Below are 24,506 nucleotides of genomic sequence, written 5' to 3'. Positions count from 1 at the left end.
CTGAGATGCCGGTGGACCTCGATCGCTCGGCCCTGCGCCAGTTCCTTCTGGGACTCGCGCAGGGCATGAACGCGTCAGCCGAGTCGGTCGACCGCATCCGCGACACGGTGACGACGGTCGCAGAGGCCTACGGCGCCGACGACACGGACTTCGTCGTGCTCCCGACGATCATCATCGTCGAGACGGGTGACGACGAGGATTCTCGCGTCGCGATCCGCTCGGCGACCAACGCGTCGTTCCGGTTCGACCAGATCGCCGCTCTGTACGAGCTCTTAGCGCAGGCGCGCACGGCGTCGGTGTCGCCCCTCGACGGCATCCGCCGCCTGAACGAGATCGGAGCCATGCGACCTCGCCTTGGTTGGGTCACCCGCACGTTCGGGCACGCCGTTCTCACGACCGGCCTCGCCCTGCTGCTCGCTCCGACCTGGCAGGGAGCGATCGTCGCGTTCGCCCTGGGGGCGGGCATCGGTCTGCTCAAGCTCGTGCGCTCTCCCACTCTGCAGCTGATCATGCCGATCGCGGCGGCGTTCGTCTGCGCGGCCGCGGTGTTCCTGCTCGCCGAGATCATCGAGATCGGCGATCCGATCCGTCTGCTCATCGCACCGTTGGTCACGTTCCTTCCCGGGGGCGTGCTCACCACGGCGACCGTGGAGCTCGCGTCGGGGCAGATGATCTCCGGCGCCTCCCGCCTGGTCTACGGCTTCGTGCAGCTGGCGCTGCTCGCCTTCGGCATCCTCGCGGCCGGCACCGTCGTGGGTGTCGAGTCCCGCACATACGAGCCGCTGGAAGTGGCGTCCTCGCTGCCGTGGTGGGTCGCGTTGATCGGCATCCTGGTCTTCGCGCTCGGCAACTACCTGCATTTCTCCGCGCCCGCCTCGACGTTCGGCTGGGTGCTGCTCGCGCTCATCGTCGCCTATGCCGGACAGTGGGTGGGGGCGGCGTTGCTGGGCCCCCTCGTGGGCGGCTTCGTCGGCGCCGTCGCGATGGCTGTCGTGGTGTTCTGGATCGGTTCACTGCGGCACGGCACACCGGTGCAGATCACCTTCCTGCCGGCGTTCTGGCTGCTGGTTCCGGGGGCTGCGGGGCTGGTCGGGCTCACCGAGGCCGTCGCCACCGACGGCGGACTCGCCGACTTCATGGAGGCGCTCGTCTCGGTCATGTCGATCGCGCTCGGCGTTCTGATCGGCACCGCGCTCTACCGCGTCGTGCACCATGGCGCGGAGGAGATCGTGCAGTTCGCGGTCGCGGTGCCGACGGCGGTGACGGATGCCGTGCAGCCGCGCCTGTGGGAGCGACTCCTGCCGTGGCGACGGAGAAGGGCCAACTCTCCCTAGCGACGCACCCGCCGGGCAACCCGCGGCACGATCGCCGCCGCGGCGAGCGCGAGTGCCACGCCGACGAGTGTCATTCCGACGCGTTCCACGAACCAGTGGGCCGGTGTGCCGCTGTCTTCGAGCAGCAGCAACGACAGCACGATGAATGTCGAGAACAGCGGGAAGACGTACCACCGACTGCCTGCCGTGCCGGTGCCGAGTGTCAGGATCACGACGAGGAGTATCGCCGAGACCGCGGGGAGCGGATGCAGGGCCGCGACGGCGATCGCGAGCAGAGCTCCGACGACGACCGCCACGGGCCTGCCCCATCCGCGTGTGATCAGCATCGCGTGATTCGGCCGACTCACTATGAGCGCCGCGGTGCACGCCCATCCGGGGTGGTCGACGCCCAGCGCGAAGCCGATCGCGGCGCCGATCGCCCCCGCGAGACCGATCTGGATGCCGTAGACGAGCATGGCCGAGCGCGTCGTCGGGGGTGGCGAGGGGCGCGGGCCGGATGACGAGTCAGGCCAGACCAGCGACACGAGGAACGCGTACAGCGACCCCGCGAGGATGAGCCCCGCACCGGCGAGCCCGGTCGCAACCGACGAGAACGAGAGCCCGACGCCGAGCAGCGGCACCCCGAGCACGAGCACCGGTGTCGCGAGGTGCCGTGAACGATCGGCGGCCAGCACGGCGACGACCACGCACAGCGCGAACACCACGAGCACCGCCAGCGCGGGGGTGCGCGTCACCGCCGACCCGAGCAGAACCGAGATCGCCGCGATGCCGCCGACGACGAGACTCATCGCCCGCTGCCTGCGAGTGCTCGACACCCCGAGCCCCGCCGCGGGGAGCGCGCCGACCGCGAGCGCCAGCCCGGTCTGCGGGTCGCTTAGCGTCGCGATGCCCGCTGGCAGACCGATCACCGCCCCATGCAGGGCGTTCCTCCACGACCAGGCCAGTGCCGCCATGTGCTCACTCTGGAGTCTCCCGCCCCGGAAGTACAGAACCACGCGCGGCGTGATGCGCACGCGACCACCGGGACCCACACGAGAAAGATCAGTATTCGGTGTTGCTAAGTACCGGTACTCAGTGTTACTTTGTACTGGTACCCAGCAACACTGAGTACCGACCAACGAGAGGAGGCCTTCATGGGCAAGCAGATGACCGAGATGCTCAAGGGCACCTTGGAGGGCATCGTTCTGGCCCTCCTCGCCGAGCAGCCGGCATACGGATACGAGATCACCACCCGCGTGCGTGACCACGGATTCACAGACATCGCCGAGGGCACGATCTACGCCCTGCTCGTGCGCGTCGAGCAGAAGAAGCTCGTCGACGTCGAGAAGGTGCCGAGCGAGAAGGGGCCGCCCCGCAAGGTGTACTCCCTCAACACGGCGGGCACGCAGGAACTCGAGGAGTTCTGGAAGACCTGGAGCTTCCTCACACAGCGCATCGACAGCCTGCGCACCGCAGTTGCGAACACCGAAGACACACACACCGACACGAACACCGACACGACCAACAAGGAGAACTGACATGGCCGCGAAATGGATCGAAGCGCTCACCGGATCGCTCGAGCAGAAGAAGCAGTACCGCGATGCGAAGAAGCGCATCGACGCCCTCCCCGAGCCCTACCGCACGGTCGCCAACGCCCAGCACCGCTACACGATGTACTACGGCGGCATCACCGACGGCGACATCCTCGTGCAGATCTTCCTCGACCTCGCCGACCTGTGGGAGCGCGCCGCCATCGACGGCACCCCGATCGACGACATCGTCGGAGACGACCCCGTCGCCTTCGCCGAGACCTACGCCGAGGCGTACGGCGGAACCCAGTGGGTCGACAAGGAACGCGCCCGCCTGACCAAGGCGGTCGATGACGCGAAGAAGAAGGAGACACGATCATGACCAGCCCCGCCATCGCCATTCGCGGCCTCGAGAAGTCCTACAAGGACCTCCACGTGCTGCGCGGCGTCGACTTCGAGGTCGAGAAGGGATCGATCTTCGCCCTGCTCGGCTCGAACGGCGCAGGCAAGACGACCGTGGTGCGCATCCTCTCGACGCTGCTGAAGTCGGATGCCGGCACGGCCGTCGTTCAGGGAGTCGACGTCGCCGCCGACCCGCTCGCGGTGCGGCAGAAGATCAGCCTCACCGGTCAGTTCGCCGCGGTCGACGAGATCCTGACCGGACGCGAGAATCTCATGCTCGTCGCGAAGCTGCGGCACCTGCCCGACGCCGCGAAGGTGGCAGACGATCTGCTCACGACGTTCCGCCTGACGGATGCCGGAGCTCGCAAGGTCGGCACCTACTCGGGCGGCATGCGCCGTCGCCTCGACATCGCCATGAGCCTGGTCGGCCACCCCGAGGTCATCTACCTCGATGAGCCGACGACCGGGCTCGACCCCGAGTCCCGCATCGAGGTGTGGGACGTCATCACAGAGCTCGCGAACACCGGCACCACGGTGCTGCTCACGACTCAGTACCTCGACGAGGCCGAGCATCTGGCCGACCGCATCGCGATCCTCCACGAGGGTCGGATCATCGCCAACGGCACCCTGGCAGACCTGAAGCGCCTGCTGCCGGCGGCCACGGTCGAGTACGTCGAGAAGCAGCCCACCCTCGAGGAGATCTTCCTCACCCTCGTCGGCCCGAAGTCGGGCTCCGCAACCGGAAAGGAGAACGCAGCATGAGCACGCACTTCGTCGCAGACACCGCGACGCTCACCGGCCGCTCGATGCGGCACATCTTCCGCAGTCCAGACACCATCATCACCACGGCGGTCACGCCGATCGCGCTGATGCTGCTGTTCGTGTACGTCTTCGGAGGCGCGCTCCGCGAGAGCACCGGCGCCGAGAACTACGTGAACTACCTGCTCCCCGGCATCCTGCTCATCGCCATCGCGTCCGGCATCGCCTACACGGCCTTCCGGCTCTTCAACGATCTGCAGAGCGGCATCTTCGAGCGGTTCCACTCCATGCCGATCGCGCGATCGAGCGTGCTCTGGGCGCACGTCCTCACCTCGCTCACCGCCAACGGCATCACGCTGGCGATCATCTTCGGCGTCGGATTCCTGATGGGGTTCCGCACCGGAGCCGGTCCGCTCGCGTGGCTCGCCGTCATCGGCATCCTGTTCCTCTTCACCCTCGCCCTCACCTGGCTGGCCATCATCGCCGGCCTGAGCGCCAAGACGGTCGACGGGGCGAGCGCCTTCTCGTATCCGCTGATCTTCCTGCCGTTCATCAGCTCTGCGTTCGTGCCGACCGAGACCATGCCCGGTCCGGTGCAGTGGTTCGCCGAGAATCAGCCGGTCACCTCGATCGTCGACACCATCCAGGCGCTGTTCGCCGAGAAGCCGGTCGGCACCGACATCTGGGTCGCCCTCGCCTGGTGCGTCGGCATCCTGATCGTCGCCTACGTGTTCGCGATCATCGCGTACCGCAAGAAGGTCAGTTGAACGTCTGCAGTGAGACGGAACGCTCCGTCCGGGCCCCGCGCCCGGCCGGGGCGTTTCGCCGCGCTCGGCGTCGGAGTTCGTGGCGCTCGCCGTGGCCATGTGACGCCCTTCGGGGAGGAGATCTGCCCTTCGGGAGGACGGATCAGCGCGAAACCTCCTCCCGAAGAGCAGTCCTCCTCCCGAAGAGGTGAGGGCGAGGGGGAGGTGGAGGCGGGGGAGGGGTGAGGGTGAGGGTGAGGGTGAGGGAGGGGCGAGGGAGGGGCGAGGGCAGGCACGGATGCCGAACAGAGGAGAGGCTGCCACCCGCCCTACCGCAACCCGAGGGGGCCGAGCACGATCCGCTGGCGCGTGCGCACCCAGACCACACCGTCGGCGCGCCGTTCGGCTCGGGTGGCGAAGCGGTAGCGATACGACACCGCTCGCACCCACCGAGGCTGCTCGCCGTCGAACGGGTCGGAGCGCAGCAGCGCGAGGGTCGGAGCATCCGCTTCGAGGAGTCGCAGCAGGAACACCGTGAACCAGTCGTCGAGTGAGCGCCCGAGCGGCAGGAACCACATCAACCAGTCGAGCCGCAGGTGGTACGGCGCGAACTGCCGAGGGATGCGACGCACGTCGCCCGGCTTGCCTTTGAACTCGTATTCGCGCCACAGCAGTCCATCGTCATCGACCGACCCCTCGACGACGATCTCGATGCGCTCCTTTGTCACGGTGCCGAAGGCGCCGTAGGCGTTGCCGATCTGCCACCTGTTGAAGCTCGCGTTCATCAGCTGGCGACGCGCGAACAGGTTGCGCAGGGCCGGCCAGCTCAGGGCCACGACGAGGACCCCGGCGGCCGTGGTGATCACGAACCAGTACAGGGGGATGCCGGGCCACAGCGACTCGTCCGAGTCCGATCGCTCGGCGACCGGAGCACCCACCCCCGGCATCCCGATCGCCGAGAACGCGATCACGATCGTCACCCAGTTCAGCCAGGCGAAGTTGCCCGTCGCGACGAGCCACACCTGCGTCGCGATCACGGTCACGGCGGCCACGGCCCCGACGATCTGCGGCACCGGCCCGGGAACCCACACCGACAGCAGCGGCGCGAACACGAAGAAGGGCACCACGAGCTGCGCGAAGTGGTTGCCGACGACCTCACCGCGATGGAACCACCGGGGCAGCAGGTGCGCCTGACGGCTGAGCGGCCCCGGCATCGGCTGCGTCTCGTGGTGATAGGTCAGCGCGGTGAGGTCTCGCCACTCCTGCCCACCGCGGATCTTGATCATGCCGGCGCCGAACTCGACCCGGAACAGCAGCCACCAGAACAGCACCATCACGACGGTCGGCGCCGGCTGGTCGTTCGACCCGAGGAACGCGGCCAGGAACCCCGCCTCGAGCAGCAGCATCTCCCAGCCGAACGAGTAGAAGGTCTGCCCGATGCTGACCACCGACATGTATCCGAGCCACAGCCCGAGGAAGCACAGCATCGGCACCCACGGCGGACCCCACTGCGGAACGCCGATGACGAGCAGCGCCGACACGACGACCCCTGCCCCGCACAGCAGTGCGAGTCGTCGATCGGAGTACCGGATGCGGACGAAGAGGGTCGGATGCAGCATCCGCCGCCGCTCTCGCTTCTCGCCGATCCAGTCGAGCAGCACCGGCGCAGGCAGCAGTCCGTTGTCGCCGAGGAGCGCCCGGAACTGGTTCAGAGTCGAGACGAACGCGACGAGGTACAGCGCCGCGATGCCCCGCTGAAGGACTTCACGGGCGAAACCGAAGTCGACCGCCGCGAACCCGTCCACGGCCACAGGCTACGCCCCGACCGCACAGCGCAGGAGGGGGTTGCGGACAGCCGGCACCGCCACCCGCTCCGGCGGTCGTCGAGCGAGCCCGGCGAAGCCGAGCGAGACGAAACGCGGTACCGATGCGCTATCGGCTCGCCACGTTTCGTCTCAGTCGACTCCGTCGTCTTCGCTCGACGACCGGCGGGATGTCGACGGTCGACAGGCGGGTCAGATCAGCTGACGACCCAGTCGAAGTCGTCGCCGTGCTCTTCGAGCCATGCGTCGACGGCATCCGCTTCCTTGCCCTCGCCGTACTCGTTGACGACGAGGTCTTCGAGCGAGCCGTACTGCGCGTCGTCGAGCTTGATCTGCTCGATCAGCTCAGCGGCCTCGGGGTACTCCTCGGCGAAGCCCTTCGTGCCGAGGAAGTGCAGGGCCTCGGCCTCGCCCATGGCACCCTTGGGGTCTTCGAGGTCCTTCACGGGGAAGGCGTCGTTGGCCCAGAACGGACGCCACAGCGTCACGACGATGTCCTCCTGCTTGTCGGTCGCAGACTTCAGCTCGGTGAGCATCGCCGCGGTCGACGAGGTGACGAGCTCGTACTCGCTGTCAAGACCGTACTCGGGCATCATCTTCTGGGTCTGCGCCGTGAGGCCGGCCCCAGGCTCGATGCCGAAGATCTTGCCGTCGAGCTCTGCGCCCTTGCCGGTGAGATCCTCGATCGAGTTCAGGTCGGAGTACTCGGGAACCGCGAGCGTCAGCTTGGCGTTCTCGTAGTACGCACCGAGATCCTCGATGTCATCGCCGTAGGTGTTCATGTACTCGGCGTGCGTAAGCTCGGGCCAGGCCGACGGGTAGATGTCGACGTCACCCTGCGCAAGACCCGTATACAGGGGACCGGCCTCGGTCAGCGTCTTCATCTCGACGGTGTAGCCGATCTTCTCGAGCTGGTCCTGCAGCAGATACGCGGTGCTCAGGCCGTCGGTCCACGAGGGCAGGAAGCCCAGGGTGATCGTGCCCTTGTCGCCCGAGCCGGACTCGCTGCCGCCGGTGTCGCCGCCGGTTCCGCCCATGCCGTCGCCGCTGCAGCCGGCGAGGGTGAGGGTCGCTGCGGCGCCGATGGCCGCGATCGTCAGGATCTTCTTCTTCATGTGTATCTCTCTCGTTCCGTATATATGTGCTGTGTTGCTGTGTACTGCGGTGTTGCGTGTTCTCTTGCGGGAGGGATGAGTCAGTGCACGCCGCCGCCGACGGGGGCGCGGCGCGGGGAGGCCTTCATGCGCTCGGCCTCGTCTTCGGCATCTTTCGCAGCGGCTGCCTCGGCCGATGCGGGGGCCGATGCTGTCGCCGGCACCTCGGCGGGTGCCGCGGCGAGGCGCTTCTGTGTGCGACGGCGAGCGAGCAGGCCGAGCAGCGACGAGCGGTTGCTGCCCAGGTCGCCGAGCGCTGCCGTGACGCGGTCGAGGAAGACGGCGATGAGCACCACGCCCAGTCCCGCCTCGACGCCCTTGGCGATGTTGATGGTCGAGATCGCCTCGACGACGATCTTTCCGAGGCCGTCAGCACCGGCCATGCCGGCGATGACCGCCATCGACAGCGCGAGCATGATGACCTGGTTGACGCCGGCGAGGATCGTCGGCATCGCGAGCGGAAGCTGGATGCCGCGAAGGATCTGACCCGGCTTGGCACCGAACGCCTGGCCGGCCTCGACGGTCTCGGAGTCGACTCCGCGGATGCCGAGCTCGGTCAGTCGCACACCGGGAGGCAGAGCGAAGATCACGGTGGCGACGAGTCCGGGGACGACGCCGATGCTGAAGAACACGATCGCCGGGATCAGGTAGACGAAAGCCGGCATGGTCTGCATGAAGTCGAGCACGGGCTTCAGCACCGCACGCACGGTGGCGTTGCGGGCAGACCAGATGCCCAGGGGCACCGCGATGAGCACCGCGATCACCGCCGCGACGAGAACCAGGGCGAGCGTCTGCATCGCCGGCACCCAGAGACCCATGGCCACGATCAGCCCGAAGGAGATGACCGTGCCGATCGCCAGCTGCCACGAGCGGACGAGCCACGCGATGAACGCGGCGATCACGATGATGACGACGAAATGCGGGCTCAGGAGCGCGCGGGTGAGTCCGTCGACCAGGAAGCTGACGACGAACGAGATGATGTCGAGCAGACCGTCGAGGTTCGTCTTGATCCAGTCGACTCCGGTCGCGACCCAGCTGCCGAGGGGAATGCGGAAACCATCCATCAGCGCACCTCCTCTGTCTTCACGGCGTCCGCCGGGTCGGCGGTCCACCCGTCATCGAGCACTGCATCGATCTCGGCCTGCGGCATCGGAAGAAGCGGCAGGGTGAGCTCGCCGGTCGCTCCGGGGCCGGGGCCCAGGGCGGCGAGCAGGGTGATGCGCGGAATCACGCCGGTCAGGCGTCCCGTGGCATCCACCACTGCCAGCGGCAGCGGCGACTCCACCGACGGGATGAAGAGGTTCATGAGGACCTCGTCTTCGCTGACGCTCTGTGGCACCGGCTTGATGATCGACGCGAGGGTCGACACGCCCTGGCGAACCAGCCTGACGGCGTCGCGGTCGGTGACGATGCCGAGCAGCTTGCGGTCGCGGCCCGTGACGTACGTGGCCGACATGAACGCGTCGCGCATCTGGCGCAGTGCCGTGCGGGGGCCGGCGGTCTCGGCGACGACCGGGCGCGGGCGCTCCATGACGTTCGCGGCCGTGAGCACACGAGCGCGGTCGACATCCTGCACGAACTGCTCGACGTAGTCGTTGGCGGGGTCCATGAGGATGTCTTCCGGCGTGCCGATCTGCACGATGCGGCCGTCGCGCATCACGGCGATGCGGTCGCCGAGGAACATGGCCTCGTTGAGGTCGTGGGTGATGAAGACGATCGTCTTCTGCAGCTTCTCCTGGAGTTCGAGCAGCTGCTCCTGCATCTCGCGACGGATCAGCGGGTCGAGGGCGCTGAACGCCTCGTCCATGAGCAGGATGTCGGAGTCGGCCGCGAGCGCACGGGCGATGCCCACGCGCTGCTGCATGCCTCCCGACAGCTCGGACGGCAGCTTGTCGGCCTGACCCTCGAGGCCGACCAGGGTGAGGATCTCCTCGGCCTTCTTCAGGCGCTCGTCCTTGCCGACGCCCTTCAGCTCGAGGGGGTAGGCGACGTTCGCGGCGACCGTGCGGTGCGGCAGCAGTGCGAAGTGCTGGAACACCATCGAGATGCGGTCGCGGCGGATCTCACGCAGACGCGACGACGGGATGCCGGTGATGGGGTCGCCGTTCACGACGACCGATCCGTCGGTCGCGTCGTGCAGCCCGTTGAGCATGCGAATGATGGTGGATTTGCCGGAACCCGAGAGGCCCATGATCACGAAGATCTCGCCGCGGTTCACGGTGAAACTGGCGTCGATGACGGCGGCGGTTCCTGCGTCGCCGACCTCGGATCTGCTCTCACCGGCCTTCAGTCGACGGACGGCACTGCTCGGATTCTTCCCGAACACCTTGTACAGATTGCGCGCTTCAAGAGCGATTTCGGACACGTTTCCCCTGCGGCTCGCCTTCGGGTGGCTGAGCCTGCTTCGGTTACGCCCGGGTGATCCTCCCGGCCGTTTCGACATGGTGCTGTGGCGGCGCGGACGGCGGATTTCGGATCCACCGCGATAGAGCATCGACCGTACGTCCACGCCTCTTCGCAGCACAGCACATTCGAAAGAAGGACGTGATCGCGGACTGGTCTTCGGGCCGTCAGGCCCACCAACCAACGTAACGAAATGGCCGGTCAGGGGCAAATCCGCCATTTCTATCGACGTTCAGTTTCGTCTGCTGACCGGGGGATTGCGCGGGTTTCGGACGCGCGTGCGAGGTCGGGCGTGGCGGGGGTGCGACACGGGTCAGCGGGCGCGCCGCGAGGCCGTGGCGTGCGCTTCCGACGTCCCTGTGCACCTGCGAAGTCCGGATGCCGGGAAGTCGGACTCGCGAGGCGCTTTCGGACTCGCGAGGCGCACGCGGTCAGCGACGGATGCTGCGCGTCACGGTGAACTTCGGAGTGCGATGCACCTGCTCGGTGGCGCCGACGAGGCGGGTGAGCTCGGCGCGGTAGCCGAGCGACGAGTTGTAGACCGTGAACAGCTCTCCGCCGGGCCGGAGGATGCGGGCCGCGGCCTCGAACAGACGGGTCGCTGCCCCGGTGTGCACGCTGCTGCCGAGATGGAAAGGCGGGTTGAGAAGCACGACATCGGCGCTGGCATCCGCGAGCTCGGAGCCCGCGTCGTCGTGCATGACGGTGACGCGGTCTGCGACGCCGTTCGCGGCGACCGTTGCGCGGGCGGAGGCCACTGCCGCTGCCGATCTGTCGGTCGCGATCACGTGGGATTCGGGGTGCGCGAGAGCGTACGAGACGGCGAGCGCGCCGGTTCCGCAGCCCAGGTCGACGACGACCGGGGACGGGCTCGGCTCTTCGGCGTTCACAACGCAGCATGAATCGGCCGCATCGGCCGGTTCCGGGGTGTTTTCAGTCCGTGCCGGCTCATCCGTGCTGAATTGTGAACCATCGAGGCCGAGCACCTCGAGCAGCACACGCGTGCCGATATCGAGGCGAGCCCCCGCGAAGGCACCGCCGTGCGCGACGAGGGTCAGGCCGCCGTGCCGCGCTGTCACGGGGAACGGCGGCTCTGACCGCACCGGTCGCGGCCCGGATGCGACGACCAGCCGTGACTTGCGCTCCGCCCGCTCGGCCTGCACATGCGCGAAGCTGCGCCCCAGCACCTCGTTCTGCGCGATGGTCATGTGCTTCACGCGGCCGCCGGCGACGAGCACGACGTCCGGGGCGGCCCAGCGAGCCACGGCATCCGCGATCTCTTCGAGCTCTGCCAGCGCCTTCGGCAGCTGCAGCAGCACGAGTCGGGCGCTGCTGAGCAGAGAGGTATCGAGCTCGTGCGACGAGAAGCCCGAGAGGCCCAGCTCGTCGGCGTTGCGAGCCAGCGCACGCCGACCGGTCGCGAGGTCCTGGTGCACGCGGATGCCGTCGAGACCGGCATCCGTCAGCGCGAGGGTGATCGCGCCGTATTCGTCGCCGATCACCGCGATCTCCGACCCGGCGACCCCGAGCGCGAGAGCCCGCTCGACCAGCAGCAGATCGGTCGCGTCGTGGGCCTGCAGGTTGTCGGCCTCGACGTCGGGCCAACGGCGCAGTCGATTGAAGGGGAAGTCCACCCCTTCAGCCTAGGAGCGCCCTCTCTTGACACCGACTGAACACGTGTTTAGTCTGCTGTACATGCGTTCAGTCTCCGACGACATCACGGCTCGCGCCCGCATCCGCGACACCGCCATCGCCGCTTTCGCCCGCGACGGCTACGACGCTGCGAGCCTGCGCGCGATCGCCAGGGAGGCCGGTGTCAGCCCGGCTCTGATCGTGCACCACTTCGGCGACAAGAACGCCCTCCGCAGCGAGTGCGACGACTACGTGGTCGGCGTCTTCATCGACGAGGAGCACGACCTCATCGTCGCGCCGACCCGCGACCGCATCCGCACCGCCCTCAACGACCTCGAGCGATACGGCCCCTACATCGACTACCTCGCGAGGATGCTCGTCGACGGTTCGGCTGCTTCCGATCGACTGTTCGACAGCTTCCTCTCCAACACCCGCGCCGTGCTCGCCGAACAGCGCGACGCCGGGATGCTCGAGCCGATGAGCGACCCCGAGATGACGACTCTGCTGCTGACCCTGATCGGCCTCGGACCCGTCGTGATGCGCGCCCAGATCGCCCGCACCCTCGGAATGGACCAGCTGAGTCCCGCTGGGCTCCTGCGCACCACGCTGCCGACGCTGGAGCTGCTCACCCACGGCATCTATTCGACGACCGCACTGCTCGACGGTGCGCGAGACGCACTCGCGGCTGAGGGGAACACCTCGGGAGGAGACGCATCATGACCGACACGATCGAGATCGACCGTCTGCAGAAGCGCTACGGCAGTCGCATCGCGCTGCACGAGCTCGACCTGCACGTGCGACCAGGCACCGTCTTCGGACTCGTCGGCCCCAACGGCGCCGGCAAGACGACGACGCTGCGCACACTCGTCGACGTCATCCGCCCGTCATCAGGCTCGGTGCGCGTGCTCGGTGAAGACCCCCGCCACGGCGGCGCCGCGCTGCGACGGCGCATCGGCTACGTTCCGGGCGAGCTGCACCTCGAAGGGCGATCGAGCGGACACCGGATGCTGTCGTTCTACGCCCAGGTATCCGGATCCCGCGATGCAACCGCGACTCTCCGCACCGGCCGCGAGCTGGCCGACCGACTCGGGGTCGACCTGTCGCGACCCGTGCGCACCCTGTCGAAGGGCAACAAGCAGAAGGTCGGGCTGATCCAGGCGTTCATGCACCGGCCCGAGCTGCTCATCCTCGACGAGCCCACCAGCGGCCTCGATCCACTGGTGCAGCGCGAGTTCCTGCAGATGGTCCTCGAGGCGAAGAGCGCCGGGCAGACCGTGCTGCTGAGTTCGCACGTGCTCAGCGAGATCCAGCAGACTGCAGACGAGGTCGCCGTGCTCGCGAACGGGCGGGTCGTCGCCGACGGCGATGTCGCCTCGCTGCGCCTGGGGTCGATCCGCCGCGTGCGAGCCGAGCTCTCGACGACGGATGCCGCGGCCGCCCGCGCCGACTTCGATCGCGTGCCCGGTCTCGGCGGAGTCGAGGTGCACGACTCCGACGGCATCCTGAGCATCTCCGGCACCGTGGACGGCGCGATCGATCCGTTCATCAAGGTGCTCGCCCGCTTCGAGGTGCGCGACCTGACCGTGGAGGAACCAGACCTCGAGGAGTCCGTGCTGCGGCTCTACGGCGCCTCTGCCGCGAACGCCGGCGCTGCCACGAGCGAGGCGGCCCCCACGAACGAGCCGCCGACGAGACGCGCCCGCCGCGGCAGGGAGGGCCGGCGATGAACGGCATCCTGCCGGTGTTCCGGCGCAACCTGCGCGAGTCGTGGCGCAGCCTCCTCGGGTGGACCATCGGCATCGCCGCCGTGCTGTTCCTCTATCTGCCGCTGTACTCGAGTCTCGGCGGCGACGGTCAGCTCGAGGCGATGATCTCGTCGCTGCCGAAGGAGCTCGTCGACACGCTCGGATATGACCAGATCTCGACGGGTGCCGGATACGCGCAGAGCACGTTCTTCGACCTGATCGGCTTTCTGCTGCTGACGATCGCGGCGGTGATCTGGGGATCCGCGGCCATCGCCGGCGCCGAAGAGAGCGGACGAGCAGAGCTCGATCTCGCGCACGGCATCGGCCGCGGTCAGTATGCACTCGAGTCCGCTCTGGCCGTGCTCGTCAGGCTGCTGTGGCTCGGCGCCTTCGCGGGCCTCGTCGTCGGGGCGCTGAACGGCCCCTCCGAACTCGGCATCGACGACCGCAACATCGTGGGAGCGAGCGCTGCGCTCACGGGTCTCGCGTTCCTCACGGCATCCGCCGCCCTGCTCGCCGGCGCCGCGACCGGTCGCCGCATCTGGGCGACCGGGGTCGGCGCGGGCATCGCCGTGCTGGGCTACATCCTGCAGGCGCTGGCGAAGCAGTCGAAGGACCTCGAGTGGCTGAACGCCCTCTCCCCCTACGCGTGGGTCTACCAGCGACCGCCGCTCTCCGAGGGCGTCGACCTCGGCGGGCTGGCTCTGACCTGGGGGTTGGCGCTCGCATTCGTCGTCGCCTCGATCTTCGCGTTGCGCGCTCGCGACCTCCGCGGCTGACCCCGTTCGCGTCTACTGCCCCGCGCGACCTCCCCGCCCCCACCCACTGCCCCTGGCGTGGTCAAAAACGCACCCGAATCGGCGACTTCGGGTGCTTTTCTGACCACGGGCGCGCCGCAGGTGGAAGAGACCGTTGACACGATTGAGGTTCAGTGGTTACCTAGTCGAGTAACTAACCAATTAACCACAGCGGAGGACTCGTGATCGAAGAAGGCAAGCCGCTCTTCCTCCAGATCGCCGAGCAGATCGAGGACTCGATCCTCGACGGCTCACTCTCGGAGGAATCGCAGGCGCCCTCGACCAACGAGCTCGCCGGCTTCTACCGGATCAACCCCGCGACAGCAGCCAAGGGAGTCGCCATGCTCACCGACAAGGGAGTGCTGTACAAGCGCCGCGGCATCGGCATGTTCGTCGCCGCCGGAGCGAAGGATCTGCTCCTCGGCGAGCGCCGCGCCGCATTCGCCGACCGCTACATCGACCCGCTCCTCGCCGAGGCCCGCACGCTGGGGCTCGGCGCCGAAGACCTCGCCGCCCTGCTCCGCGAGCGGGCAGCGCAGGCAGCCCAGACATCGCAGACACCCCAGACAGAAGGGAAGACCCCCGCATGACCGCCGTCATCGAGGTGGAGAACCTCACGAAGCGCTACAAGGAGAAGAACGCACTCGACAACGTGTCGCTCACCCTCGAGGGCGGCGCGATCTATGGACTGCTCGGCCGCAACGGGGCGGGCAAGACCACGCTCATGTCGATCCTGACCGCGCAGAACTTCGAGTCGTCGGGCACCGTGCGCGTCTTCGGCGAGCACCCCTACGAGAACACGCACGTCCTCAACCGCATCTGCTTCGTGCGCGAGAGCCAGAAGTACCCCGACGACGCATACCCGCGTCACGCGTTCAAGGCTGCGAGCCTGTTCTTCCGCAACTGGAGCCAGGAACTCGCCGACGAGCTCATCGAGCAGTTCCAGCTGCCGATGAAGCAGACGATCAAGAAGCTCTCGCGCGGCCAGCTCTCGGCCGTCGGGGTCATCATCGGTCTCGCCTCGCGCGCCGAGCTGACCTTCTTCGACGAGCCCTACCTGGGTCTCGACGCGGTCGCCAGACAGATCTTCTACGACCGTCTGCTCGAGGACTACGCCGAGCACCCACGAACCATCGTCCTCTCGTCGCACCTGATCGACGAGGTGTCGAACCTCATCGAGAAGGTCATCGTGATCGACAACGGGCAGATCCTGCTCGACGAAGACACGGATGCCGTGCGCGACCGCGCCGTCACCGTGGTCGGCGACGCCGCCAAGGTCGACGCCTGGGCATCCGGCCGCGAGGTTCTGCACCGGGAGGCCCTCGGCCGAGTCGCCTCCGTCACCGTGCTCGGGGCGCTGTCCGCCGCCGACCGCGCCGAGGTCACGGCATCCGGTCTCGATCTCGCTCCGGTGTCGCTGCAGCAGCTGATCGTGCGTCTCACCCAGAAGGCCGAGGCGGGCACTGCCACCAGAGCCTCAGCCGCGAAAGAGGAGGTCCGCTGATGCGACGCACACTCAACGTCATCCGCCTGCAGCTGATCAACCGCCAGACGTTCATCTGGGTGCCGCTGATCATCCTCGGCTCCGCGGTGGTCATCTCGATACTCATCTACGCGATGATCCCGACCGAGGGCCCGAAGTACGGCGGCGGCGGCCAGGCTCCGCTCTGGTACTTCTTCGCCATCGGCCTCTCGGCGATGACACTGACCTTCCCGTTCTCGCAGGCGATGAGCATCACCCGGCGCGACTTCTTCTTCGGGACCATGCTCACGGCGATCCTGGGCAGCGCGTTCCTGGGGATCGTGTTCCTGATCGGCGGGGGCGTCGAGACACTGACGAACGGATACGGCATCAACGGCTACGTGTTCTACCTGCCGTGGCTGTGGGAGGCGGGTCCGCTGGGGGCGTTCACCGTGTACTTCACCCTCGCCCTCTTCCTGTTCGTCGTCGGGTTCACCGGGGCGACGATCTACAAGAGCTGGGGCCCCACCGTTCTCACCATCGCGGGCGTCGGTCTGGGCCTCATCCTCGTGGGACTCGCCTTCCTCGCGACGAGACTCGAGCTGTGGGATGAGGTGTGGCGGGGGATCCTCGACGCCGGCGCGCTCGGACTCGCGCTGTGGGGCCTCGTCGCGACCGCGGTGCTCGCGGGCATATCGTTCCTCGCCTTCCGCAGGGCCATCCCCTGATCACCCGGTGATCACTCGACGCCGGTCGCTCCTCACGGGGCGGCCGGCGTCGTCGCGTTCCGACCGCTACCCGCCCTCACCGCCAGATGCAACCAGGTGCGAGGACGGATGCCGAACGGCTAGCGTCATCCGTTCGGGGAGGATGACGAGAGGATGCCGTGACGAACATCAGAACACGAGTGCGCGCGCGCCGCCCTGGCATCGTGCGCTCGCTGCGCGAGGCGGTCGACCCCGCCCGGCTGCTGCTCGTCGCCAAGACCGCACTGGCGGTCGGACTCGCGTGGCTGATCGCCCCTCACACGCCCGGAGTCACGGACGAGTACCCGTACTACGCGCCGCTCGGCGCGCTGGTCAGCATGTATCCGACGCTGATGGGATCGGTGCGATCGGGCCTGCAGACCCTGCTCGGACTCGCCACCGGCATCGGACTCGCCGCGATCGTCGTGTTGACCGTAGGGCCGACGTGGTGGTCGATCCCGGCCGTGGTCGGCGTCGGCGTGCTGGTCTCGGGCACCGGCTGGTTCGGCGTCGGCCGAGAGTACGTGCCGATGGCCGCGCTGTTCGTGCTGATCGTCGGCGGCCAGAACGCCGACGAGTACTCGCTCGGCTACCTCGTGCAGATGGGGGTCGGAGTGGTCGTCGGCCTCATCGTGAACCTGGTGATCGCCCCCGCGCCGCTCACTCTCGCCGCCGCGGCCAAGGTCGACGCCTTCCGCACGCAGCTGAGCGAGCACCTGCACGACATCGGATCGGCCGTCTCGGAATCCTGGCCCCCGGAGCACGAGAAGTGGGCCGACGATGCCTCATCGCTCGCCGACACGACGTCAGAGCTTCGCACCGCGCTGTCTGACGCCGACGACAGCCGGCGAGGCAACCCACGTGCGTTCGGGCGCCGCGGAGAGACGCAGCACATCCACGCCGAACTCGCGCGACTCGATCGCATCGCCCACCTGATCCGCGACATCTCCGACGAGGTCGCCGACACCATCTGGGATCGCCCTGGCGCGCTCGAACTGGATGCGGCGCTCCCCGAACCGCTCTCGGCCGCGTGCCACGCCGTCGCCGAGGTCATCGTGCAGCAGGATCCGCTCACGCCCGCAGATCACCGCGCTCGCGGAGAGGCTGCCCGTGCGATCAGGCTGCTGCTCGCGACCGTCGACGACCGCACGATCGATGTGCGGCGCTCGATGGGCCCCGGCGTGCTCGCGGCCATGCAGCTGCGCCGCATCCTCATCCTCAGCGGCCATCGGGAGCCGGAAGAGACAGCGGAGGACGAGGCCGCGACGGAGCCGGAGGGCGCGTAGCGGTCAGATCGTGTCGTCGGCGGCGACGAGATCGATCTGCCAGAAGCGGCCTTCAGGATCGTCATCGTCATGCGCCGCTTCAGCCTCGGCCACCGCCTTGTCGAAGATCTCCATGACCGCCGTGAACTCGGCCTCGGTGAGCCGGGTGGTCCGCTGCTGGAACACGGCATGGATGCCCGAGGCTCGACCTCCGTAGTACTCGGGCGACCACGCGATCACACGCTGGAGAAGGTCCTGGTGCTCGGCGGCCACGGCTCGCACGACGGCGTCGCCGAGCTCCTCGTCGGCCACCGGGTGGTCGGGGTCGCCCACGCTCATCGCACCCTTCACCGGCGCCCAGACGCGGTCTCGACGATCTCGCGCGTGCTCCGGAGCCTCGACGATGAGGCCCGCATCAGCGAGGGTGCGCAGGTGGAAGCTGACGCTGTTCGCGGCGACGTCGAGCTCGGCGGCGATGTCGGCGGCGCGCATGTGGTGGCGTCGGGCGAGCAGGCGAAGGATCTTTCGCCGCAGTGGGTGCGTGTAGGCCTTGAGCATGGCCGTCGTCATCCATACGGGATCTTCGCCGTGAATGCCGTCGCCCATGCTCAGATCCTACTCGCACGAGTCATTGCGCAAGAGTAGTTGCGCAAGTCTTCTTGCGGAACTACTCTCTAGAGCATGACGACGACCGTGACCGCACCACACCGGCTCTGGCGTAACGCCCGGTATCTGACCTGGCTCGTGAGCGACACGAGCAAGGGTCTCGCGGCGACGCTGTTCGCCTTCGCGATCCCCCTGCTCGCCCTGGTGGTCACCGATGACCCCGCTCAAGCGGGCATCATCGGCGGTGCGGGCATGGTCGCGCGCCTGATCCTCACGCTCGCCGGCGGCATCCTGGCCGATCGGCACCGGCGCATCGTCCTCATGCTCATCGGCTCGCTGATCGGCATCCTGCTGGCGGGGGCCTTCACGCTGCTGGCTCTCGCCGATGCTCTCACCTTCGGCACACTGCTCGCGGCGAACGTGCTGCTGGCCGCGCGCAGCGGCCTCTTCGACGTCGCCGGTGAGAGCGCGATCAAGGAGATCGTGCCCGACGACGCGATGGGCAGGGCTCAGGCGGCGAACCAGGGGCGGGATGCCGCGCTGCAGCTGGCCGGCGGCCCTCTGGGCGGACTGCTTCTCGGCGTGGGCGGCTGGCTGGTCGGCGCCGTCATGACTCTCTGCCACGCCGTCGCCGCGGTGACGGCATGGATGCTGCAGCGAGCGGCGCGCCGCGCCGGAATCACCGACACGGGGGCGGAGGCCGATGCAGATGCCGAGCCGCCGTCCGGAGAGCATCCGAACAGCAACGGGCGTATCGCCGCGGGGCTCGCCGTGGATCCGGCAGACGGCCTGGGCCTCCCCCCAGACACCGCATCGGATGCCGGTGCGCGAGGCAAGACCAGCGCATGGGCAGAGCTCCGCGAGGGCTTCGCCTGGTTGTTCTCCCGACCAGACCTGGGCGGCGTGCTCCTCATCATCACGATCATCAACCTCGGCTTCAACGCCGCGATCACGACTGTCATGTACGCACTCCAGCAGGCCGGCTACTCCGAGCTCCTGATCGGCTCGCTGGGCGCTGGCGTGGGTGCGGTCATGCTCGTCGGGGCGATCGTGGCCCCGATGCTCGTGCCGCGCATCCGCACGGGAGTCCTCGCCATCGCGGGTCTCTCCGGGGGCGCGATCGGCTCGATCCTGCTCTCGACGGTCACCGAACCGTGGGCGATCGTCGTCGTGCTCGGCGCCTCGGTGCTGCTGCTTCCCGCTCTCAACGCGGGGATGATGGGCTACTTCATGGTCGCGACGCCGACACAGCTGCTCGGACGGGCGAACAGTGCCGCGGGCGTTCTCGGCATGGGCGCGCTGCCGCTCGCGCCGCTGATCGCGGGCTTCGGCCTCACGTGGATCGGCCGCGAATGGACGATCCTCGTGTGCGCGGCGCTCTGCATCGTCGCCGTCGCCCTCGCGCTCGGCAACCGCGCGCTGCGCGCCCTGCCGGTCGAGGCGCGCTGGGCCGAGCACGCGAAGCAGTACGAGAACGCCTGAGTTGCTCCGGACGCCGGGCCAGCCGCGTGGGCGGCGGCCGTCGCGGTGTGTCACTTCGATCGAGTACTCGCGGCGAGTCTCGCGACACGGTAAGAGAGGAACAGCGACAGACTCCCGAGCAGAACCTGGGCGAGAATCACCGCGGCATCGATGCTGAAGAAGGTGAGGACGTCTTGGCTGAAGGTGAGCACGTACCAGAATCGGGCGATCAGCGCCGCCACGATGATCGCGGGAGCAAAGCGCCACAGGCCGGGCAGAGTTCCTCTCCATGCGATGACGATGACGGAGACGATCAGGAACGCGGGGCCCAGGACCGCCGCCACGATCAAGCCGTACGCAGGTGGCTCGGTGAGTTGGATCCCGAGAAGATCGAACCAACCGGCGTATGCCTGGCAGACGCCGAAGCCGATCAGGGCGATCCTGCCCACGATGCTCTCGCCCACCACGCTGCCGCCGCCTCGTACCCCCACCGCGAACACGATCAGAGCCGCAAGAAGAAGCGTCGGTATGAGCGCACCGGGAAGATAGGCGACTCGATACTGCCAGGTCATGGCGGGGCGAAACACCGAATAGGCTGCCTGACTCAGTGCCGCAACGAGCAGCGCCGCTGCTCCCCACAGCAGCGTCCGATTGGGCAACGCGCCGAGGCGCGCTCCAGATTCCGGTTGTTCCGCCCCGTTCGCACTCGTCGCACTTCGCATCGGCCCCCCAGGCTCCATCGCGGGGCCGACGCCCACGGCGTCCTCACTTTACGTTCACAGACCCTGATGCGCCAGGCCGGAGGTTCCTCCGCACTCCTCGAAACGGCGGTGGGCTGCTCCAGCTCCCGCGGAGTCACGCGCGGTGGATGACCGGGACGGTGACGGATGTCGGTGTCCGCGCGTAGGATCGGCGGCACGCACCCACGACTTGAGGAGACGATGATGTCAGCTCTGGAGATCACCGAAAAGCCCCTCCCGTTCGTCCGACTCGCGTCGCTGACCGAGACGGTGGCATCGCAACCCGAGGTCGCGGCCATCGTGGGCCCTCTGTTCGACCAGGTCGCCGACGCCCTGAGTGATGCGGGGGCGACGCCGGGGCTCCCGATCGCCGAGTACGACATGAACAAGCACGGCGTGCGCATCACGGTCGGTTTCGTCTACGACGGCCCCGCCGTCGACGGTCTCGTCATCATCGAGCTGCCGGCCGTCGAGTCCGCGTTCACCGCCACGCACCTCGGCACCATGGCGACCATCGACGACAGCTGGCATGCGCTGAACGAGGCGATCAGCAACGGCGGCGTCACCGCCGTCGGTGCGTGCCGAGAGGTCTATCTGCGGTCGGAATCCGAAGATCAGGCCGACTGGATCACCGAGCTCCAGCAGCCGGTCACCCGCTCCTGACCGCCTTCGGGCTGACCAGGGCGCTGACCCTCAGAGCGCTCCGGCGAGCCCCGCGATGCCGACGATCACCGAGATCAGTGCGAGCGTCAGGGCGATCGCGATCAGCACGGCATGCACCTTCAAGAACGTCGTCGCCTTGCCGTCGGCATCCCGAGCCCGGGGGTCCGTCGCGACGCGCTTGTAGAAACGGGGCCACACCAGCACGTTGAAGGCGGCGTTGAGGAACAGGACGACAGCGAGAGCGATCACCTCCCCACGCTAACGCCTCGGAAAAAATACCGAGTCCATGTATCAGCAGGCTCTTGCCGTGCTCCTGACTGGTGTGATCACAATGGGACTCATGATCGACGGGGCACCCGACGGCGCCGGCCCCGATCCTGCACCGGACGACGGTGCGGCTCGCTGGAGGCGAGCCGCCGAGTTCTTCGACGCTTGGCGAGACGGCGACAGCCGCGCGATGGACGACCTCGTGCGGCTGATGACTCCTGTGCTCTGGCATGTCGTGCGGGCCTACGGACTCGAGCGCACCCTCGCCGAAGACGTCATCCAGACGACGTGGCTGCAACTGGTTCGGGGTCACCGCGCCATCAGCGATCCGAAGGCGGTCTCAGCCTGGCTCACCACCACCGCACGCCGCGAGGCCTGGCGGGCCGGCAAAGCGCACAACAGGGTCGACACCACGGAGTCGGATGCTCTCGACGCGCTGCTTCCTGAGCAGCAGTCGGCCGAGCATCACGCCACCGTCGGAGAGGAGAATCGCCGGCTGTGGGCTGCGGTGCATCGCCTCGCCGACCGGTGCCAGCGCCTGCTGAGGGTGATCGCCTTCGAGGACCGACCCGACTACGCCCGCCTCGCCGCCGACCTCGCGATGCCGGTCGGCAGCATCGGCCCCACCCGCCAGCGTTGCCTTGCGAAGCTGCGCGACCTGCTCGATGCACCGACACCACGAACGGAGGGCGGCCCATGAGCGAGAACGATGGCGCCAACGGCGGCGACAACCACGAAGATGCCGAGCTGTTCGCGCAGCTGCGTTCACTCTGGCGCGACGTCGACCCGATGCCCGCCGCCCTGATCGATCGCATGATCGCGGCCGTCGCGGCCGAGGGCCTGTCGGAGGAGTACGCGCTGCTCACCCTCGTCGACGAACCGCTCGGTGCCGTGCGCGGCGACGCCGACGCTTTGACCCTGCAGTTCAGCGACGGCACCACCAGCATCCTGCTCCACGTCACCCGCACCGCGACCGGCGCACACCGCGTCGACGGCTGGGTCGACTCGACATCGGGTGGGATCGAACTCGCGCAGGGCGAGCGCATCCGCACGACGACGGCCAACGACACAGGTCGCTTCGTGTTCGACGATGTCCCGGACGGACTGACTCTCGTGCGTCTCAGCACCACGGTCGGCGATCAGGAACGAATCGTGTCGACCCCGCAGTTCGAGTTGTGATCCACCGCGGGGCGACCCGCGCACGATGCGGGGTGACCCGCGCAGACCACCGCTGGGCGACTCCCGCACCTCGCAGGATCCTCCTCACGGGACGCGGGGCATCCCGCACACACTGCGGGTGATCCCGCACACGACGCGGGTCCGCCCGCACAGGACGCGGGTCCGCCCGCGAGGAGAGGACCGACGATGGAGCAGCCCAAGGGGTGGAGCTGGCAGGACAGAGCTGAGGGGTCGATCAGGCGGGGCACGGCACTCGATCCGTCGGTCGAGCCCGTCGACGGCGTCAGGGCGTTTCCCACGGCCTACCTGCAGGAGCGTCTGCTGATCACGCAGGATCAGGAGAACGGCCAGGAGGAATACGACCAGGAGATCCACGAGCTGCGCGAGGCGGCCGGCTCGTTCGGCTGGAACCTCGAGATCGAATCGCCGGATGCTGTCCGCGCCGCCGGTCCGCTGGTTCCCGGGGTGCCCGGCTTCGTCCGCGCCCGCCTCACCACCCCCGACGAGCCGACCCGCGGCGAGTCTCCGGTGCCGCCCGACGCCTGGCGCGTCCTGCAGCGCGCCCGCCGCAGCTCCGGCACGCCGATGCCGAGGACCAGCCTCGAGCACGTGCTGTCGATCGACCCTGTCGGCCTCAATCCGTTCAGCCGCACGAATCCCTTCAGCCGCACCAACCCGTTCAGCCGCACCAACCCGGTGCGCGGCGCGGGCGGAGGCGCCGGCGGCAGCGACGACTACCTCGAGCCGGGGCGCGGCGCGCGCCAACCGGTGACCTGGCTCGGGCCGGCACCGCGACGCACCGCCACCCCGAAACGCGGCCGCCGCCCCGTGGTGGCGGTGCTCGACACCGGATGCGGAGTGCACGACTGGCTGCCGGACGACATCGTCACCCGGCACATCGAGATCGACGGCGTGCCGATCGGCCTCACCGACGATGCCGACCCCGAGCGCTATCCCGACCTCTACGGGCAGCTCGACGGCGAGATCGACGCGGTCGCCGGGCACGGCACGTTCATCGCGGGAATCATCCGCCAGACGGCACCGGATGCCGACATCCTCTCGATCCGCATGGCCGGCGCGCTCGGCGTGATCGACGAGAGCACCTTCCTGACCACGGTCGCCCAGGTCGTCGAACTGCTGCGGCGACACCGCGAGGACCCCTCGACGGGGCATCCGATCGACGTCCTCAACCTGTCTCTCGGGTATTACCACGAGACGCCGACGGATGCCCTCTTCAGCAGGACGCTGCACGCCCTGTTGACGAAGGCGCGGGAGCTCGGGTGCGTGGTGGTCTGCTCGGCGGGCAACGACGCCATCGACCGGCCGTCGTTCCCGGCATCCCTCTGGCCGTGGCCCGGAGCCGACAACGGCATCCGTCGCGATGATGACGCGCCCCATGTGTCGGTCGGAGCCCTCAACCCGTCGGGCAGGTCTGTCGCGCTGTTCTCGAACGTCGGCCCGTGGGTGCAGGTGTACGCGCCCGGGGCCGCTGTGGTCAGCACGTCACCCGCCTTCGTCGGTGGCGAGCAGGCGACCACCAGGGCGGATGTCGACGGCCTGCGCCGAGAGACGATCGACCCCGACGACTACCGCGGGGGCTTCTCGATCTGGAGCGGCACGTCGTTCGCGGCGCCGTACGTCGCAGGGCGCATCGCCGCTCAGCTGGGTTCGGTGCCCGCACAGGGCGTCACTGCGGATGCCGCGGCCAAGGCCGTAGCCGCGGTGCTGAAGACGCTGCCGTCGCCGGTGACGGGCGGGTAGCCGGGCCGTTCGGCTGAGGATCCCCCGGATGGCTGCCCGCACAGGGCCGGTTC

26 protein-coding genes are annotated in these 24,506 nt (G+C 68.3%); 17 read left to right on the top strand and 9 right to left on the bottom strand.

Annotated elements, in window-relative coordinates:
• The first annotated feature begins 5 nt into the window (after positions 1-5).
• Complete coding sequence (locus MRBLMI13_RS09055; RefSeq protein ID WP_367821936.1) at positions 6-1,334, top strand: threonine/serine ThrE exporter family protein; 1,329 nt, start codon at positions 6-8, stop codon at positions 1,332-1,334.
• Here MRBLMI13_RS09055 and MRBLMI13_RS09050 read toward each other — a convergent pair.
• Complete coding sequence (locus MRBLMI13_RS09050) at positions 1,331-2,287, bottom strand: FUSC family protein (RefSeq protein ID WP_367821934.1); 957 nt, start codon at positions 2,285-2,287, stop codon at positions 1,331-1,333. The genes MRBLMI13_RS09055 and MRBLMI13_RS09050 overlap by 4 nt on opposite strands.
• A 180-nt stretch (positions 2,288-2,467) precedes the next feature.
• On the opposite strand from MRBLMI13_RS09050, the gene MRBLMI13_RS09045 reads away from it, so the two are divergent.
• The 4 genes from MRBLMI13_RS09045 to MRBLMI13_RS09030 are packed head-to-tail and all read left to right on the top strand — an operon-like array spanning position 2,468 to position 4,770.
• Positions 2,468-2,851 carry a PadR family transcriptional regulator gene (locus MRBLMI13_RS09045; protein WP_367821932.1) on the top strand — a complete coding sequence of 128 codons (384 nt, stop codon included), beginning with the start codon at positions 2,468-2,470 and terminating at the stop codon, positions 2,849-2,851.
• A gap of 1 nt (position 2,852) precedes the next feature.
• On the top strand, positions 2,853-3,224 hold the full coding sequence (locus MRBLMI13_RS09040; RefSeq protein WP_367821930.1) for a DUF1048 domain-containing protein: 372 nt from the start codon (positions 2,853-2,855) through the stop codon (positions 3,222-3,224).
• Positions 3,221-4,006: an ABC transporter ATP-binding protein gene (locus MRBLMI13_RS09035; RefSeq protein ID WP_367821928.1), complete on the top strand. Its 786-nt coding sequence runs from the start codon at positions 3,221-3,223 to the stop codon at positions 4,004-4,006. Before MRBLMI13_RS09040 ends, MRBLMI13_RS09035 begins: the two co-directional genes overlap by 4 nt.
• On the top strand, positions 4,003-4,770 hold the full coding sequence (locus MRBLMI13_RS09030; RefSeq protein ID WP_309692818.1) for an ABC transporter permease: 768 nt from the start codon (positions 4,003-4,005) through the stop codon (positions 4,768-4,770). The genes MRBLMI13_RS09035 and MRBLMI13_RS09030 overlap by 4 nt, the downstream gene beginning before the upstream one ends.
• 308 nt (positions 4,771-5,078) lie before the next feature.
• Here MRBLMI13_RS09030 and MRBLMI13_RS09025 read toward each other — a convergent pair whose 3' ends face one another.
• The 5 genes from MRBLMI13_RS09025 to MRBLMI13_RS09005 all read right to left on the bottom strand — a co-directional run bounded on the left by MRBLMI13_RS09025 (position 5,079) and on the right by MRBLMI13_RS09005 (position 11,763).
• Positions 5,079-6,554 carry a lipase maturation factor family protein gene (locus MRBLMI13_RS09025; protein ID WP_367821925.1) on the bottom strand — a complete coding sequence of 492 codons (1,476 nt, stop codon included), beginning with the start codon at positions 6,552-6,554 and terminating at the stop codon, positions 5,079-5,081.
• 215 nt (positions 6,555-6,769) lie between these two features.
• Positions 6,770-7,687: a glycine betaine ABC transporter substrate-binding protein gene (locus tag MRBLMI13_RS09020; protein WP_367821923.1), complete on the bottom strand. Its 918-nt coding sequence runs from the start codon at positions 7,685-7,687 to the stop codon at positions 6,770-6,772.
• Positions 7,688-7,767: 80 nt separating this feature from the next.
• Complete coding sequence (locus MRBLMI13_RS09015; RefSeq protein ID WP_367821921.1) at positions 7,768-8,790, bottom strand: ABC transporter permease; 1,023 nt, start codon at positions 8,788-8,790, stop codon at positions 7,768-7,770.
• Complete coding sequence (locus MRBLMI13_RS09010) at positions 8,790-10,091, bottom strand: quaternary amine ABC transporter ATP-binding protein (protein WP_042541227.1); 1,302 nt, start codon at positions 10,089-10,091, stop codon at positions 8,790-8,792. Before MRBLMI13_RS09010 ends, MRBLMI13_RS09015 begins: the two co-directional genes overlap by 1 nt.
• 469 nt (positions 10,092-10,560) lie before the next feature.
• The gene (locus tag MRBLMI13_RS09005) at positions 10,561-11,763 is read right to left on the bottom strand and encodes a class I SAM-dependent methyltransferase (protein WP_367821919.1); all 1,203 of its coding nucleotides are present in this window, start codon (positions 11,761-11,763) and stop codon (positions 10,561-10,563) included.
• Between the two features lie 61 nt (positions 11,764-11,824).
• Here MRBLMI13_RS09005 and MRBLMI13_RS09000 point away from each other — a divergent pair, with 61 nt between their 5' ends.
• The 7 genes from MRBLMI13_RS09000 (at position 11,825) to MRBLMI13_RS08970 (ending at position 17,797) form a co-directional block, all read left to right on the top strand.
• A complete protein-coding gene (locus tag MRBLMI13_RS09000; RefSeq protein WP_367821917.1) occupies positions 11,825-12,481 on the top strand; it encodes a TetR/AcrR family transcriptional regulator in 657 nt (218 codons plus the stop codon).
• Complete coding sequence (locus tag MRBLMI13_RS08995; RefSeq protein ID WP_367821915.1) at positions 12,478-13,488, top strand: ABC transporter ATP-binding protein; 1,011 nt, start codon at positions 12,478-12,480, stop codon at positions 13,486-13,488. Before MRBLMI13_RS09000 ends, MRBLMI13_RS08995 begins: the two co-directional genes overlap by 4 nt.
• The gene (locus MRBLMI13_RS08990) at positions 13,485-14,285 is read left to right on the top strand and encodes an ABC transporter permease subunit (protein WP_367821913.1); all 801 of its coding nucleotides are present in this window, start codon (positions 13,485-13,487) and stop codon (positions 14,283-14,285) included. Before MRBLMI13_RS08995 ends, MRBLMI13_RS08990 begins: the two co-directional genes overlap by 4 nt.
• Positions 14,286-14,485: 200 nt before the next feature.
• Complete coding sequence (locus tag MRBLMI13_RS08985; RefSeq protein WP_042541223.1) at positions 14,486-14,893, top strand: GntR family transcriptional regulator; 408 nt, start codon at positions 14,486-14,488, stop codon at positions 14,891-14,893.
• Entirely contained in the window at positions 14,890-15,807 is a 918-nt protein-coding gene (locus MRBLMI13_RS08980) for an ABC transporter ATP-binding protein (RefSeq protein ID WP_367821911.1), read from the top strand. Before MRBLMI13_RS08985 ends, MRBLMI13_RS08980 begins: the two co-directional genes overlap by 4 nt.
• The gene (locus tag MRBLMI13_RS08975; protein WP_367821909.1) at positions 15,807-16,493 is read left to right on the top strand and encodes a hypothetical protein; all 687 of its coding nucleotides are present in this window, start codon (positions 15,807-15,809) and stop codon (positions 16,491-16,493) included. The genes MRBLMI13_RS08980 and MRBLMI13_RS08975 overlap by 1 nt, the downstream gene beginning before the upstream one ends.
• 158 nt (positions 16,494-16,651) lie before the next feature.
• Positions 16,652-17,797, top strand: coding sequence for an FUSC family protein (locus MRBLMI13_RS08970; RefSeq protein ID WP_367821908.1), 1,146 nt, complete (start codon positions 16,652-16,654; stop codon positions 17,795-17,797).
• Between the two features lie 3 nt (positions 17,798-17,800).
• Here MRBLMI13_RS08970 and MRBLMI13_RS08965 read toward each other — a convergent pair whose 3' ends face one another.
• Positions 17,801-18,382 (bottom strand): helix-turn-helix domain-containing protein, encoded by a 582-nt coding sequence (locus tag MRBLMI13_RS08965; RefSeq protein WP_367821906.1) that lies wholly within the window; start codon positions 18,380-18,382, stop codon positions 17,801-17,803.
• Between the two features lie 75 nt (positions 18,383-18,457).
• Between MRBLMI13_RS08965 and MRBLMI13_RS08960 the strand changes: the two genes are divergently transcribed.
• A complete protein-coding gene (locus MRBLMI13_RS08960; RefSeq protein ID WP_367821904.1) occupies positions 18,458-19,864 on the top strand; it encodes an MFS transporter in 1,407 nt (468 codons plus the stop codon).
• 50 nt (positions 19,865-19,914) lie between these two features.
• On the opposite strand, the gene MRBLMI13_RS08955 is transcribed toward MRBLMI13_RS08960, so the two are convergent.
• Positions 19,915-20,415: a hypothetical protein gene (locus MRBLMI13_RS08955; protein WP_367821902.1), complete on the bottom strand. Its 501-nt coding sequence runs from the start codon at positions 20,413-20,415 to the stop codon at positions 19,915-19,917.
• A 372-nt stretch (positions 20,416-20,787) separates the two neighbouring features.
• Here MRBLMI13_RS08955 and MRBLMI13_RS08950 point away from each other — a divergent pair, with 372 nt between their 5' ends.
• Positions 20,788-21,246 (top strand): hypothetical protein, encoded by a 459-nt coding sequence (locus MRBLMI13_RS08950; RefSeq protein WP_367821900.1) that lies wholly within the window; start codon positions 20,788-20,790, stop codon positions 21,244-21,246.
• Positions 21,247-21,276: 30 nt separating this feature from the next.
• Here MRBLMI13_RS08950 and MRBLMI13_RS08945 read toward each other — a convergent pair whose 3' ends face one another.
• Positions 21,277-21,495, bottom strand: coding sequence for an SCO4848 family membrane protein (locus MRBLMI13_RS08945; RefSeq protein ID WP_367821898.1), 219 nt, complete (start codon positions 21,493-21,495; stop codon positions 21,277-21,279).
• 91 nt (positions 21,496-21,586) lie between these two features.
• Here MRBLMI13_RS08945 and MRBLMI13_RS08940 point away from each other — a divergent pair, with 91 nt between their 5' ends.
• The 3 genes from MRBLMI13_RS08940 to MRBLMI13_RS08930 all read left to right on the top strand — a co-directional run bounded on the left by MRBLMI13_RS08940 (position 21,587) and on the right by MRBLMI13_RS08930 (position 24,453).
• A complete protein-coding gene (locus MRBLMI13_RS08940; protein ID WP_367821896.1) occupies positions 21,587-22,213 on the top strand; it encodes an RNA polymerase sigma factor in 627 nt (208 codons plus the stop codon).
• Positions 22,210-22,692 carry a hypothetical protein gene (locus MRBLMI13_RS08935; protein ID WP_042541211.1) on the top strand — a complete coding sequence of 161 codons (483 nt, stop codon included), beginning with the start codon at positions 22,210-22,212 and terminating at the stop codon, positions 22,690-22,692. Before MRBLMI13_RS08940 ends, MRBLMI13_RS08935 begins: the two co-directional genes overlap by 4 nt.
• Positions 22,693-22,878: 186 nt before the next feature.
• Positions 22,879-24,453, top strand: a complete 1,575-nt coding sequence (locus tag MRBLMI13_RS08930; RefSeq protein WP_367821894.1) for a S8 family peptidase — start codon at positions 22,879-22,881, stop codon at positions 24,451-24,453.
• The last annotated feature ends 53 nt before the right edge of the window (positions 24,454-24,506 follow it).

Origin of the sequence: Microbacterium sp. LMI13-1-1.1 (assembly GCF_040815625.1) — a bacterium.
GTDB lineage: Bacteria > Actinomycetota > Actinomycetes > Actinomycetales > Microbacteriaceae > Microbacterium > Microbacterium forte.
This window is presented reverse-complemented; position numbering and strand designations above follow the sequence as displayed.